Raw genomic sequence first — 14,001 nt, 5'->3', positions numbered from 1 at the left:
CGCACGCCGGAGTCTTCGGCCCCTTCTTCTTCGGCATGGGCGAGGTGCTGCTGCGCCATCGGCCTGCACCACATCCTCGTCGCACTGTTCCGCTTCACCGACGCCGGCGGCGCCGGAGTGGTCTGCGGGGAGAACGTCAGCGGAGCCCTGAACCTCTTCTACGCCCAGCTCTCCTGCCCCACCCCCTCGGGGGCCGCGCACACCGCGACCCAGTTCCTGTCCCAGGGCAAGATGGCCGCGTACCTCGGCGGCCTGCCCGGCGCCGCGCTCGCCATGTACCACTGCGCCAAGCGCACCATGCGCCCGGAGATCAAGGCGCTGCTCATCTCCGGTGTCGTCGCCTGCGTGGTCGGCGGGGTCACCGAACCGCTCGAGTTCCTCTTCCTCTTCATCGCCCCGTGGCTGTACCTGATCCACGCGGTCCTGGTGGGCCTCGGCTTCCTGGTCTCAGCCGTCCTCGGCGTGTACATCGGCAACACCGACGGAAACATCATCGACCTGCTGGTCTTCGGAGTCCTCCAGGGCACGACCACCAAGTGGTACCTGGTCCCGGTGATCGCCGCGATCTGGTTCGCCGTGTACTACTTCCTCTTCCGCTGGGCGATCACCAGGTTCGACCTGAAGACCCCCGGACGCGACGACGAGCCGTCGGACTCCGGCGCGGCGGACGAAGCCGCCGACGCGGACACCCCGAAGGCCGAGCTCGTCGCCGGCAAGTACGACCCGGTCGCCATCCTCGAAGCCCTCGGCGGCCAGGCCAACATCCACGCCCTCGACAACTGCATCACCCGCCTGCGGATGACGGTCGGCGACGCCGCCCTGCTGGACGACGCCCGGCTCAAGAAGCTCGGAGCCATCGCCGTGGTCCGGCTCGACGGGCACAACGTGCAGGTCATCATCGGCCCCCAGGTGCAGTCCGTGAAGGACGCCCTCGCCAAGCTCACCCCGGTCGGCTGAACCATGACCACGACCGATACTTACGACTTCGACGCACCGGTCGACCGGCACGGCACCTGGTGCACGCAGTGGGACTACGTCGAGGACCGCTTCGGGGTCCCCGGGCTGCTCCCCTTCACCATCTCCGACATGGATTTCGAGACCGCCCCCGAGGTGCTCGCCGCCCTGCGCGGCCGCCTGGAGCACGGGGTCCTCGGCTACTCCCGCTGGCGCCACGAGGACTTCCTCTCCGCGGTCCGGCACTGGTACGCCACCCGCTACGACACCCCCGTCGACGCGGACCGCATCGCCTACGCCCCCGCCGTCCTCTACCAGGTCGGCCGGATCCTGGACCTCTGGTCCTCACCCGGCGACGGGGTCGTGGTCCACACCCCGGCCTACGACGCCTTCCCCCGCCTGCTCGCGGCCCGCGGGCGGGACATGCGCGGCGTCCCGCTCCACGACTGGGACGCCCTGGAGCGGGAGTTGGCCCGCCCCGACACCACCGTGCTGCTGCTCTGCTCCCCGCACAATCCCACCGGGCACGTGTGGAGCGGGCCCGAGCTGGAGCGGATGGCCGCGCTGTGCGAGCGGTACGGGGTCGCGCTGATCAGCGACGAGATCCACTCCGACCTCGCGCACACCCCCCATCGCCCCTGGGCACTGCACGGCCGCCCCGGCAGCCGCTGGGCCATCGTGACCTCCGCCTCGAAGTCCTTCAACATCCCGGCGCTGACGGGCAGTTACGGCATTTTCGGTGACACCGAGTCCTGTGGGCGCTACCTCACCCTCCTCAAGGACGCCGACGGGCTGTCCTCCCCGGCCGTCCTCTCCGTCGCCGGACACATCGCCGCCTACCGCGAGGGCGGGCCGTGGCTCGACGCGCTCAACGCCTATGTCGCGGGGAACCTGGAGATGGTGCGCGAGCGCCTGACGCGGGCCTTCCCCGAGCTGGACTGGCATCCGCCCCGGGCCGGCTACCTCGCCTGGATCGATCTCCGCCCCCTCGGAGTTCCCGACGAGGCGCTCCAACGTGAGCTGATTCATACCGAGAGGGTGGCGATCATGCCCGGAACCGCCTACGGGCCCGAAGGCGCGGGCTTCGTGCGCCTCAACGTGGGCTGCCCGCGTTCCAAGGCGGAAGCCGGTATCGAGGCCTTGATCCGGGCGCTGCGCACCACCGCGGGCACCCCCTCCGGAGCGGCCCGCGAAGCCGCCCCGGGAACCGCCACCGGGACCGCGGCCGGAGGGAATTGACCGGACGGCCGAGGGCATTGCGGCCGGACGGCCGATGTGCGACCGGAACGGGGCCCTGCCGTAAATACGGCCGGGCCCCGGCTGGTTGATCTACGAAGAAGGGAACTGGGGAACGGATCCGGAACCGGCTAGGGTGTACGCCCATCAAGGTCATGCGCCGCAAGCCGACCAGCCCAAGGAGCGACCCCGTGCCGAAACCCGCCCCGTTCTCCCATACCGCCGGCCCTCTGTCCGGCTCCGTTCCCGGTCCCCGCACCGGCTCCGTTCCCGCTCCTCGCGCCGAGCCCCTGACCGGCTCCCTCGCAGGCTCCCTTCCCGGTGCCCGGGCCGCTGCCCGCACCGGTCGCCGCCCCGGCCCCTGCGCCGGCCGGCTCGCCGCCCCCGTCCCGGACCCCGCCGCCGGCCGGGCCCAGGGCCCCGCCGCCGAGCCCGCCGCCACCGCGCTGCCGCCCCGGATCGCGGAGCCCCGCGAGGTGGCCCCCGCGGACGCTCGTGAGCTCACCAGACTCTTCTTCCGACGGCTCCACGAGCTCGAGGAGGGCACCCCCGAGTACCGGTACGTCCGCGAGACCCTCATCGAGATGAACATCTCACTCGTCCGGTTCGCGATGCGCCCCTTCCGCGGCCGCGGCGACGGAGGCGACCTCGACGACCTGCTCCAGGTCGGCACCATCGGCCTGATCAAGGCCATCGACCGGTTCGACCCGGCCCGCGAGGTGGAGTTCGCCTCCCTCGCCATGCCGTACATCACCGGCGAGATCAAGCGGCACTTCCGCGACACCAGTTGGGCGGTCCGCGTACCGCGCAGGCTCCAGGAGATGCGCATCGACCTGGCCAAGGCGAAGGAGGAGCTGACCGCGCTCCTGGACCACCCGCCGACGGTCGCCGACCTCGCCGCGCACCTCTCGCTCACCGAGGAAGAGGTCATCGAGGGACTCGTCGCCGCCAACGGCCACACCAGCGGCTCCCTCGACGCCCCGGGCTCCGAGCGGGCCGACGGCCGGACCGAGGGCCACAGCCTCGCCGAGACGATGGGGGCCGAGGAGCCGGCGCTGGAGCGCGTCGAGGACATCCAGACCCTGGCGCCGCTGCTGGAACGCCTCGGCGACCGCGAACGGCGCATGCTGTCGATGCGCTTCGGCGAGGAGCTCACCCAGGCCCAGATCGGCGCGGCCCTCGGCATCTCGCAGATGCAGGTCTCGCGCCTCCTGACCCGGGTGCTCGCGCATCTGCGGGCCTCGATGCTCGCCGACCCGGAAGGCCCCGGAGCCGGGGCCCCGGACCAAGTGGAATCCGGTGGCGGCGGCGCAGCGGCGGGTACGGGCGGCGACGCAGCGTAAGTGACATGACTCACTTCACCGTTTGCAGAGGTTAAGTCGGGGCACTAGCGCTGCTGGAGTGGACTCGTCCGCCGGCCGCAGTGGCCGGGGCGCGGGTGACGGGCGGATCCCGTCGCGCTCCACGGCCCGCCGGCCGCACTACGCCGGTGGGCCGTCTCCGGTACGACCCTTGAGGTGTATGTGTCCACGCTCATAGCCGAGCATGTGTACAAGGTGTTCGGTAAAGGACCCGACAACGGCGCGGCCGTCGCGAAGGCGGTCCAGGCGCTCGAAAGCGGCGAGACCGACCGCGACGAGCTGCGCGCCGAGGGCACGACGGCGGCGGTGATCGACGCCTCGTTCCGCGTCGAGCCCGGCCAGATCTTCGTCGTCATGGGTCTTTCGGGCTCGGGCAAGTCCACCTTGCTGCGCATGCTCAACGGCCTGCTGGAGCCCACCGCCGGCCGGATCCTCTTCGACGGCGAGGACCTCACGGCCCTCTCGCCCGCCGAGATGCGCCGCGTACGCTCCACCAAGATCAGCATGGTCTTCCAGCACTTCGCCCTGTTCCCGCACCGCGACGTGCTGGAGAACGCCGGCTACGGCCTGGAGGTCCAGGGCGTCCCCCGGGCCGAGCGCGAACGGCGGGCCGCCGAAGCGCTGGCCCTCTGCGGGCTCGGCGGCTGGGAGAAGTCCTGGCCCGACGAGCTGTCCGGCGGCATGCAGCAGCGCGTCGGCCTCGCCCGCGCCCTGGCCACCGACGCCGACCTGCTGCTGATGGACGAGTCCTTCAGCGCGCTCGACCCGCTGATCCGCCGCGACATGCAGGACCAGCTGCTCGAACTCCAGAAGAGCCTGGGCAAGACCATCGTGTTCATCACCCACGACCTCAACGAGGCCATGCGGCTCGGCGACTCCATCGCCGTCATGCGCGACGGCCGCATCGTCCAGCAGGGCACGGCCGAGGACATCCTCACCCGCCCCGCCGACGAGTACGTCGCCTCCTTCATCCAGGACGTGGACCGCTCGCGGGTGCTGACGGCCGACGCCGTCATGACCGGGGACCCCGGCGGCCGGCCGGCCTGCGGCTGCCCCACCGTCTCCGCGGGCACCCCGCTCGCCGACGTGTGCGCCGTCAGCGCCCGCATCCCGCACCCCGTCGCCGTCACCGCCGCCGACGGCACCGTCGTCGGCTCCGTCCCGCAGGACCGCCTCGTCGCCTTCATCGGCGACGAGCGACGCGCCGCACTGGACTGCACGGAGGTGGCTGCCTGATGCCGCGCCTGAACCTCGGATCCTGGGTCGACAGCGCTGTCGACTTCCTCCAGATCCACCTGTCCTGGCTGTTCGACACCATCGCCACGCTCGTCACCGGGCTCTACGACGGCATCGAAGCAGTCCTGTCCGCGCCCAACCCCCTGCTGCTGGCCGGTATCCTCGCCGTCGCCGCCTGGTGGCTGCGCGGCCTGCTCGCCGCCGTGCTCGCCTTCGCGGGCTTCGCTCTGATCGACTCCGTCGCCCTGTGGCCCGACGCCATGTCCACGCTCGCGCTGGTCCTGGTCGCCACCCTGGTCACGCTGGTCTTCGCGATCCCGCTGGGCATCTGGGCCTCGCGCTCCGACAAGGTTAGCGCCGTCCTGAAGCCCGTCCTGGACTTCATGCAGACCATGCCGGCCATGGTCTACCTCATCCCCGGCATCATCTTCTTCGGGGTCGGCGTGGTGCCCGGCATCATCGCCACCATCATCTTCTCGCTGGCGCCCGGCGTCCGGATGACCGAACTGGGCATCCGCCAGGTCGACGCCGAACTGGTCGAGGCCGCCGAGGCCTTCGGCACCACCCCGCGCGACACCCTCGTACGGGTCCAGCTCCCGCTGGCACTGCCCACCATCATGGCGGGCATCAACCAGGTCATCATGCTCGGCCTGTCCATGGTGGTCATCGCCGGCATGGTCGGCGGCGGCGGCCTCGGCGGCGCCGTCTACCGGGCCATCGGCAGCGTGGACATCGGTCTCGGCTTCGAGGCCGGCATCTCCATCGTCATCCTCGCCATGTACCTGGACCGGATGACCGGGGCCCTGGGCCGTCAGGTCTCCCCGCTCGGCCGCCGCGCCCTCGCCAAGGCGCGCGCCGCCGCCACCGGCACCGCCAAGGTGTGGAGCCACCGCCCGCAGCCCGTCTTCGCCGTGGCCTCGGCCCTGGTGCTGGCGCTGGTCGCCGGCAGCCTGGGCATCTTCGGTGATTCCGGCAAGTCGCAGGTCAACGCGGCCGGCGGCGCCGGGGTCGAGAACATCGGCAAGGGCCGCAAGCTCAGCATCGGCTACATCCCGTGGGACGAGGGCATCGCCTCCACCTTCCTCTGGAAGGAGCTCCTGGAGCGCCGCGGATACCAGGTCGACGCCCGCCAGCTGGAGCTCGGCGCGCTCTACACCGGCCTCGCGGGAGGCCAGGTCGACTTCCAGACCGACGCCTGGCTCCCTTCCACGCAGGCCGAGTACTGGAAGAAGTACGGGAACAAGCTCGACGACCTCGGCTCCTGGTTCGGACCCACCTCGATCGAGCTGGCCGTCCCGTCCTACGTGAAGGACGTGAAGACCCTCGCCGACCTGAAGGGCAAGGCGGGCGAGTTCAAGGGCCGGATCATCGGCATCGAGCCCAGCGCCGGCGCCATGGGCCTGCTCAAGGACAAGGTGCTGCCGCAGTACGGGCTCGACGGCGAGTACAAGATCGTCGACGGATCCACCCCGGGCATGCTCGCCGAACTCAAGCGGGCCTACGAGAAGAAGGAGCCCGTCGCGGTCGTCCTCTGGTCGCCGCACTGGGCGTACGCCTCGTACGAGCTGACGAAGCTCGCGGACCCGCAGGGCGCCTGGGGCAAGGGCGACGGCATCCACAACGTCGCCCGCAAGGGCTTCGCGGCCGACGAGCCGAAGGTGGCCCAGTGGCTGAAGTCCTTCAAGCTGACGGAGGCCCAGCTCACCGGCCTGGAGGCCAAGATCCAGGAGTCCGGCAAGGGCAAGGAGCAGGAGGCCGTCCGCGCCTGGCTGTCCGAGCACCCCGAGGTCGACAAGCGGGCCTGAGCGTGCGGGGGCCGGTGCGCGAAATCCCTGCTACGGAGCTTCGCGCACCGGCCCCCGCACGGCCGGGCCGGCGCCTCAGCCGGTCATGACCCGCTCGGGCGCCCGGTGGCCGCCGCCGGCCGGCGCGGGCCCTCCGGCACCCGGGCGCGGCCGGACCGGCCACCACAGGAACCGGCCGAGGACCGCGGCGAGGGCCGGCACCAGCACGATCGACAGCAGGAACGCGGAGAGCAGGATCCCGAGGCCCGTGGCGAAGCCGATCTGCTGGGTGGCGGATCCGGGACTCGCGGCGAGGCTCCCGAAGGAGAGGGCCAGCACCAGGCCCGCGGTCGCGATGGCGGGCGCCGTGTGGCGCACGGCCCGGGCCACGGCCGCACGGGCCGGGCCGGGCCGGTCCATCTCCTCCCTGATCCGGTCCGTGATCAGGATGTTGTAGTCGGTGCCCAGCGCGACCACGAACAGGAACAGCACCAGCGGCAGCGAGAAGTCCACGCCCGGCCGGCCCGCCGCGTGCTGGAACACCAGCGTCGAGGCCCCCAGCGTGGCCGCGAAGCCCAGACCCACCGAGAGCATCAGGACCACCGGCGCGAGCAGGCTCCGCAGCAGCAGGAACAGGATCAGCGCGATCAGGGCCGCCGCCACCGGGAAGACCACCTTCAGGTCCTTGTCCACCGCGGAGGCGATGTCGGAGAAGATCGCCGCGGTACCGCCGACATGTGCTTCCGTACCCTTCGGCCGGTGCGCGGCCACCGCGTCCCGGACCGGCCCGGAGACCAGGTCGCGGGCCTCCTGACCGTGGGAGTCGGCCGTCGGGAACACGTCGATGCGGGCCGCCAGGCGGTCCGGGCTCAGCACCGGGGGCGCCACCTGGCCCACTCCGCCGACCGACGCCAGCGCGCGGGAGAGTCCGCCGAGGCGCTCGGCCGTCAGGGTGCCCCCGTCGGAGGCGGTCACGAACACGCCGGCCGGATCGGACACCCCGGCGGGCAGGGCGCGGGCGATCTCGGCCGCCGTCGCCGCCGAGGCCGTACGCTCCCCGCCCGAGCCGCTCTGCCCGTAGTCCACCCGCATCCCGGCCAGCCCCGCGGCCAGCGCCCCCAGCAGGGCCACCGAGGCGAGCACCAGGGTCAGCGGCCGCCGTGCCACCAGGCCGCCCGTCCGTGCGGCCACACCCGCGCGGGGTTCCCGCTTCAGCGCCCGCGAGGGCCAGAACATCCTGCGGCCGGTAACGGCGAGGATCGCCGGCATCAGGGTCAGGCTGCCGAGCAGCATCACCAGGACGGACACGGCGATGGCCGGGCCCAGCACCCGGAACTGACCGAAGGTGGCCACCGCGAGGGTGGAGAACGCCGCGACGATGGTCAGCGCCGCGCAGGTGATGGCCGTACCGACCCGGCCGGCGACCTCGTACGCCGCGGCCCGGCCGGACTGCTCCGGGTGCCTGCGCAACTGCTCGCGGAAGCGGAAGAGCAGGAAGAGGAAGTAGTCGATGCCGATGCCCACGAGCACCACACTGATCAGCTGGGGTGTGGACGCGTCGAGTTCGATCCCGGTCAGCAGTGCGGTACCGACCACGACCCCGGCCGCCGCCCCGCCGATGATGCTGACAGCGACCAGCGGCAGCAACGCCGCCAGAACGCTGCGGAACACCAGCACGTGCAGCAGTACGATCACCGCCAGCATGGCGCCGCCCACGATCTTCGAGCGGGTCTCGTCCGCGTCGGCGGTGTCCACGGTGTCCGCGAGCCCGGCGGTGAACCCGGTCCGCAGATCCGCCGCCGCGAACTCGGCCCGGGTGCGGTCCCGGAAGGCCCGGTACAGATCCTGCATCCCGGGATCCATGGGATTGCCCGTCAGCTCGACCGACAGCAGCCGGAAGCTCCGGTCGGGCGCCGTCATCGCCGGACTGACCCGGGGCAGCTGGGAGCGGTCCTGCACCAGGAAGGGCGGGGTGTCCTTGGGCTGCGGCATGACGATCCGCTGCCGGGTCAGCTTCTGCGCCTGTGCGTCGATCCGCCGTTCGTCGGCGGCGGTCAGCGGCGCACCGTCGGTGCGGGCCACGAGCACGGTCAGCGGGTTGGCATCGGGCTTCACCCCGAAGTGCTCCTCGGCGACCTTCAGCGCGGCCGCGGAATCGTAGGAGTCCGGAAGGAACTCGCCGGTACTGGCCTGCGTGGCGCGGAAGACCAACGCCTGGCCGAGGAGCGCCAGGGCGATGCCCAGTACCGCCCAGAGGGCTATGACCTTCCATGGACTTCGGGTGGCGAAGGCGGTCAGGGCGCGGATCAAGGAGTCCTCCGTAACGGGGGCGTCGGCCGGGGGTTCCCGGCCCGCTCACCAGCTCATCACCGGCCGCACCCCGAAACGTCGGGTCCCGGGAGGAGCTCGCACCCGGGACCAGGGCCCGGTGCGGGCCCCCGACCAGGACTCCGGTCCTGGTCAGCCCTCCTCCTGGGGGCCCACGGTCCGGGGACCGCCCGATGGGAAGATGGAGCATGACGATGATCAGAACGGACAACGGGGCGGCGCGCGCGGCGCGACTCCCGTACGGGATCCAGGCCCTGAACTGGACCCGCAACGACGCGCTCCTGGCCATCGCCGTCATCGTCGTGGACCTGACCGGCTATTCGCTCTCCGCCACCGAGGACGGCCGGGCCCTCACGGTGCCCGCACTCGTCCTGGTGGTCCTGACCGCGCCCTGCCTGCTGGCCCGGCGGAGCAGGCCGGTGACGGTGCTCTGCGCCGTCCTCGCCCTCGGCCTGGTACTGAACCTGATCACGTCACAGGGCCCGCACTTCTCCGCGGGAGCGATCGTCGCCCTCTACTCCGTGGCCCGCCTGCGCGGCCCGGCGGTCACCACGGCGGCCGCCCTGGCGACCGTACCGCTGACCGTGATCGGCAGCGGCTACGCCGGGACGACCCGGTTCACGGCCCTGCTCGGCAACACGATCGCCGTCCTCCTCGTCGTCGCCGCCGCCCTGCTGACGCGCCGCTGGCAACAGGAGACCGAAGCCAGGCGCACCCTGCTGGCCGAACGCGCTGTGGCCGACGAGCGCCGCCGGATCGCGCGCGAACTCCACGACATCGTGGCCCACCACATCACCACCATGCAGCTGATGGCCGGCGGGGCACGGGCCAACCTCGCGCACGACCCGGAGACGGCGCGCGAGGCCCTGGTCACCCTGGAGGGCTCCGGGCGCATGGCGCTGAGCGAGATGAGGCAGCTGCTCGACGTGCTCCGGGCGGGGGAGGAGCCGGAAGGCACCCCGCCGGCCCCGCAGCCCGGCACCGGTGACCTGGAGCGGATCGTCACCGAAGCCAGGCTCGGAGGCATGGAGACCGGGTTCACCGTGGACGGGCCCGTCCGTCCGCTGCCGCCGGCCCTGGGCCTGACGGTCTTCCGCATCGTGCAGGAGTCGCTGACCAACACCCGCAAGCACGCCGGGCAGCGGGCCCGGGCCCACGTACGGCTGACGTATCGTCCCGACGAGGTGACGGTGGAGGTCCGCGACGACGGAGCGGGGAACCGGCCGGCGCCTTCGCGGCCGGGCCACGCTTGCGGCTACGGTCTGATCGGAATGCGCGAACGGGTCGCCCTGCAGGGCGGCGCCCTGGAGGCGGCCGCCCTGGACTCCGGCGGATTCCGGGTGGCGGCGCGCCTGCCGGCGCCGCCGGAGCCGGGCGCCCCCGGGGGAGAGGGAGAGGAAGAACGCGGATGATCCGTGTGCTCATCGCAGACGACCAGCCGCTCGTCCGGCGGGGCCTGGCCCTGATCCTGGCCCCCGAGCCGGAGTTCGAGGTCGTCGGCGAGGCCGGCGACGGCGCCGAAGCGGTCGCCCTCGCGGAGCGGCTGCGGCCCGACGTGGTCGTCATGGACATCAGGATGCCGGTCCTGGACGGGGTCGAGGCCACCGCGCGACTGTCCGCGCTGCTGCCGCAGTGCCGAGTCCTGGCGCTGAGCACCTTCGACATGGACGAGTACGTGGTCGCCGCGCTGCGGGCCGGAGCCTGCGGATTCCTGCCCAAGGACGTCTCCCCGGAGGAGCTGACCGCCGCGATCCGGACCGTCCACACCGGTGAGGCCGTGGTGGCACCGCGTCTGCTGACCCGGCTGATTTCCACGTATGTACGGGGCGCGGTCGTACGGGGCTCCGTGCGGCCCGCCGGCCGGACGGCCGAGGTCCCGGCCGAACTCACACCGAGGGAGCGGGAGATCTGGCGGCTGCTCGCCGGCGGACTCGACAACGCCGAGATCGCCGCAGACCTGGACATCAGCGTTTCCACGGTCAAGAACCACATCACCGGCATCTTCGGCAAGCTGGGCGTCCGCGACCGGGCCCAGGCGGTCATCGCCGCCTACGAATCGGGTGTGGTGGAGGTCGCCGGGGGGCCGCGCTGAGCGCCAACTCCCCGGGGACGGGCGGCAGGAGCCCGGGCACACCCCTCTGACCTGCCGGAACATCGCCGGAACACTGGAGGATTCACCCGTGCGCAAGGGGGCAGGTCCATGGCACAGTGCGAGCAGCCCAACCGCACGACCAGGGAGTCTCCATGAGCGATCCGCACTCCACGCAGCTTGCGGCCGCCCCCGAGTACCGGGCGGATCAGCCGAGTCCGCTGCCGTGCTGCCCGGTGTGTGACGAGGCCCCCGAGCGCATCTCCTGGCGCCAGCGTCCGGGGCAGCCGGTGGTCCTGGTCTTCGATCCCTGCGGGCACCGGTACGGATCTCCGGCGGCGCCGGTCCTGGCCGTGAGCCCCGCACCCGTCACGGGCTGGGGACGGGCCCTCGCATGAGCTTGCTGATCCACTGGATGAGCCCGCCGTCGTACATGCCGGGAACGTAGGTGTAGGCGTCGTGGCCGCCGCCCTCGTCGACGTGGAACTTCGTCTTCACGGGCCCCTTGCCGTAGTCCTTGATGAACTTCTCGATCGGCGGCCGGTTCTGGACGTCGCTGCCCTTGGTGCCGACCTGGAAGGCGAGGTCCACCTCGGGTCCGCCCCGGGCGATGAGCTTCTGGGCGAGCTCGGGCGGACTGTTCTGGGCCTTCTCGGCGGGGTGGCCGTTCCACAGCCGGGAGTCGGGGACGATGTCGGGCCCGCCGGCGATCACGGCCCGGAACTGGTCGGGCTTCTGCAGCACCGCCTTGAGCCCGGCGAACCCGCCGGAGGAGCTGCCCATGAAGGCCCAGCCGTCGCGGGACTTGATCGTACGGAACGTCGCGCGGACCAGGTCGGGGACGTCCTCGGTGAGCCAGGTGCCCATCTTCGGCTGACCGGGGATGTCACTGCCGTCCCAGTACAGCCCGCCCTTGTCGGGGGCCGGGTTCAGTACGGGCATGGCGAGGATGAAGGGGAGGCTGGAGCCCTCCTTGGACCACTTGGAGATGTCCGCCTCCAGTTTGAGGTTGCTCCCGCTCCAGTAGTTCTCGTTGAAGCCGGGCCCGCCGGGCAGCGCGATCATCACGGGGAAGCCGCTGTGCGCGTACTTCGGGTCGTGGTACTGCGGCGGGACCCAGAGCCAGACCTTGCCGGTGAAGTGGGACTTCTTTCCGGCGAGGGTGGTCACCATCACCTTGCTGCCGTCCTGCGGGATGGTGCCGGACACCTTCAGCTCGGGTGTCGGTCCCGTGGGCATCAGGGTCAGCGGGTCGCCCGGCGCGTCACCGGCCTGCCCCCGGGCCGAGGCGCGGGGCTCGTCGAGGTGCACGACGTCGCCGGTGTCGTCGAACGGGTCGAGGTGGACCAGCACTCCGGCGGCCAGCCCGCACACGGTCACCAGCGGGACGAGCACCCCGACCCACCGCCGCCAGCGGGGCGGCCGGTCGCCGGTGTGCCCCTGGCCCCGACCGTGTCCGTGCTGCGCCTCCCGGCGAGTGCCGTGCTTCATCGTGCGTGACTCCTGAGCCCTGTGCGGGGGCGGCCGCTCCGGCTGCCGGTCAGTGAGAGCGCGTGATGAAAGGAAGGGTTCGTCACCAAAACCTATGAAAAGGGCAAAGGCTCGGTCATCCGGCGACCTAGGCGTCGGCCGGGGCCGGCCGGAGGTGGGCCGGGTCCGCGGGGCGCTGGTGGTCGATCAGGGCCGAGGCCAGCAGGGCGGTGACCGCCGAGATCACCAGCAGCGGCATCAGGTCGGGTGCCTCCTTGCCCAGCAGGGCGGCGGCCAGGACCACGCCGGTCACCGGGAGCCGGGTGCCGGCCACTCCGGCGGCGCAGACCCCGGCGGCCAGGGCGGGGGCCATGCCGAAGCCGGGAAGACTGCCGAAGGCGATGCCGATCGCCGCCCCGATCATGATGGACGGGAAGATGGGGCCACCGCGGAGGCTGCCCAGGGCGATGCCCCAGCCGATGAGTTTGAAGACCGCGAGGGCCACCAGTGCGCCCACCGCCCAGGACGAGGGCTCGGCGGCCAGCTGTCCGACGGTGTTCTGCCCGGACAGGGCCACCTCCTCGGGGGAGCGTCCGGTGATCACCGCGTACAGGGTGACGCAGACGCCGACGGCCACCGCGCACAGGATGATGCGCCGGGCGGAAGTACCCGTCCAGGCGTGGACGCGCAGGCCCGCGGACTTGCCCAGGGCGACGAGGACGCTGATCAGGGCGGCTATGGGGATGCCCCACAGGAAGTCCCCGGCGTCGGGCAGGCCGGCGGCGGGTTCGTGGGGCAGGGTGAGCGCGCCGATGCCGAGGCCGGTCCAGTGCCCGAAGCCGGTGAAGACGAGGGCTCCGACCCCGCTGGCGACCAGGGCGGGCAGGATCAGGACGAGGATGCGGGCGCCCCCGGCCACGAGGGCGGCTCCCTCCAGCACCATCACCACCGGGATCAGCGGGCTGCCGAAGATGGTGCTGATGGCGGCGGTGGACCCGGCCATGCCGAGCACCGTGGCCAGCTCGGGCTCGGCGGCGCGCCTGGCGGCGCGCATGCTGAGCAGGGCGAGGCCGCTGCCCATCGCCATCAGGGGTGCCTCGGGTCCGAGCATCACGCCGAGGGGCAGGCAGGCCAGCGCGGCCAGGATCACGCTCGGGGTCTCGCGGGGCATGGTCGGCGGGCCGCCGAAGCCGTAGGCGGGGACGTGGCCGCCGGCGCCGGCCATCCGCGTGATGATCGGCGCCGCCAGGAGACCGGCGAGGGTGAGCGTGGGCAGGCCCCACCACCAGGGGGGCCGGTCGTAGCCGAGCAGGTCGGGCGCGGTGTGCCACACCCAGTGCTGGAGTTCGTGTTCCAGGCTGACGAAGCCGAAGGCGAACAGCGAGACCGGGATGCCGATGAGCGCCGAGAGCACGAGCAGCAACAGGGTCCCGGGGGCGTGGAGGATCTGACGGAGCGATGCGGGCGGTTTCGCCTGTTCCATGAGCGCCGAGACCTCCAGAAAAGCCGTGGTTCGTCTCAGGGTCGCGGCGCGGGGAGGTCC

11 protein-coding genes are annotated in these 14,001 nt (G+C 72.1%); 8 read left to right on the top strand and 3 right to left on the bottom strand.

Annotated elements, in window-relative coordinates:
- Positions 1-57: 57 nt before the first annotated feature.
- The 5 genes from OG435_RS50210 to OG435_RS36705 all read left to right on the top strand — a co-directional run bounded on the left by OG435_RS50210 (position 58) and on the right by OG435_RS36705 (position 6,592).
- Complete coding sequence (locus OG435_RS50210) at positions 58-957, top strand: PTS transporter subunit EIIC (protein ID WP_323188026.1); 900 nt, start codon at positions 58-60, stop codon at positions 955-957.
- A gap of 3 nt (positions 958-960) precedes the next feature.
- The gene (locus OG435_RS36720) at positions 961-2,193 is read left to right on the top strand and encodes a MalY/PatB family protein (RefSeq protein WP_266883740.1); all 1,233 of its coding nucleotides are present in this window, start codon (positions 961-963) and stop codon (positions 2,191-2,193) included.
- A 188-nt stretch (positions 2,194-2,381) separates the two neighbouring features.
- Complete coding sequence (locus tag OG435_RS36715; protein WP_323187985.1) at positions 2,382-3,533, top strand: SigB/SigF/SigG family RNA polymerase sigma factor; 1,152 nt, start codon at positions 2,382-2,384, stop codon at positions 3,531-3,533.
- A 180-nt stretch (positions 3,534-3,713) separates the two neighbouring features.
- Entirely contained in the window at positions 3,714-4,787 is a 1,074-nt protein-coding gene (locus OG435_RS36710; protein WP_323187984.1) for a quaternary amine ABC transporter ATP-binding protein, read from the top strand.
- Positions 4,787-6,592, top strand: a complete 1,806-nt coding sequence (locus OG435_RS36705; RefSeq protein WP_266883738.1) for an ABC transporter permease/substrate binding protein — start codon at positions 4,787-4,789, stop codon at positions 6,590-6,592. Before OG435_RS36710 ends, OG435_RS36705 begins: the two co-directional genes overlap by 1 nt.
- Before the next feature lie 75 nt (positions 6,593-6,667).
- On the opposite strand, the gene OG435_RS36700 is transcribed toward OG435_RS36705, so the two are convergent.
- On the bottom strand, positions 6,668-8,881 hold the full coding sequence (locus OG435_RS36700) for an MMPL family transporter (RefSeq protein WP_266883736.1): 2,214 nt from the start codon (positions 8,879-8,881) through the stop codon (positions 6,668-6,670).
- A gap of 206 nt (positions 8,882-9,087) precedes the next feature.
- On the opposite strand from OG435_RS36700, the gene OG435_RS36695 reads away from it, so the two are divergent.
- The 3 genes from OG435_RS36695 (at position 9,088) to OG435_RS36685 (ending at position 11,386) form a co-directional block, all read left to right on the top strand.
- Positions 9,088-10,311, top strand: a complete 1,224-nt coding sequence (locus OG435_RS36695) for a sensor histidine kinase (RefSeq protein WP_266883734.1) — start codon at positions 9,088-9,090, stop codon at positions 10,309-10,311.
- The gene (locus OG435_RS36690; protein WP_266883733.1) at positions 10,308-10,991 is read left to right on the top strand and encodes a response regulator; all 684 of its coding nucleotides are present in this window, start codon (positions 10,308-10,310) and stop codon (positions 10,989-10,991) included. Before OG435_RS36695 ends, OG435_RS36690 begins: the two co-directional genes overlap by 4 nt.
- 152 nt (positions 10,992-11,143) lie before the next feature.
- Positions 11,144-11,386, top strand: coding sequence for a hypothetical protein (locus OG435_RS36685; RefSeq protein ID WP_266883731.1), 243 nt, complete (start codon positions 11,144-11,146; stop codon positions 11,384-11,386).
- On the opposite strand, the gene OG435_RS36680 is transcribed toward OG435_RS36685, so the two are convergent.
- A complete protein-coding gene (locus OG435_RS36680) occupies positions 11,358-12,479 on the bottom strand; it encodes an alpha/beta hydrolase (protein ID WP_266883729.1) in 1,122 nt (373 codons plus the stop codon). The two genes, OG435_RS36685 and OG435_RS36680, sit on opposite strands and share 29 nt — an antisense overlap.
- 127 nt (positions 12,480-12,606) lie before the next feature.
- Positions 12,607-13,941, bottom strand: a complete 1,335-nt coding sequence (locus tag OG435_RS36675) for a chloride channel protein (RefSeq protein ID WP_266883727.1) — start codon at positions 13,939-13,941, stop codon at positions 12,607-12,609.
- Between the last annotated feature and the right edge of the window lie 60 nt (positions 13,942-14,001).

The organism is Streptomyces sp. NBC_01264 (genome assembly GCF_026340675.1).
Lineage (GTDB): Bacteria > Actinomycetota > Actinomycetes > Streptomycetales > Streptomycetaceae > Streptomyces.
Note: the sequence above shows the minus strand (reverse complement) of the source record. Positions and strands in the feature narration are given on the sequence as shown.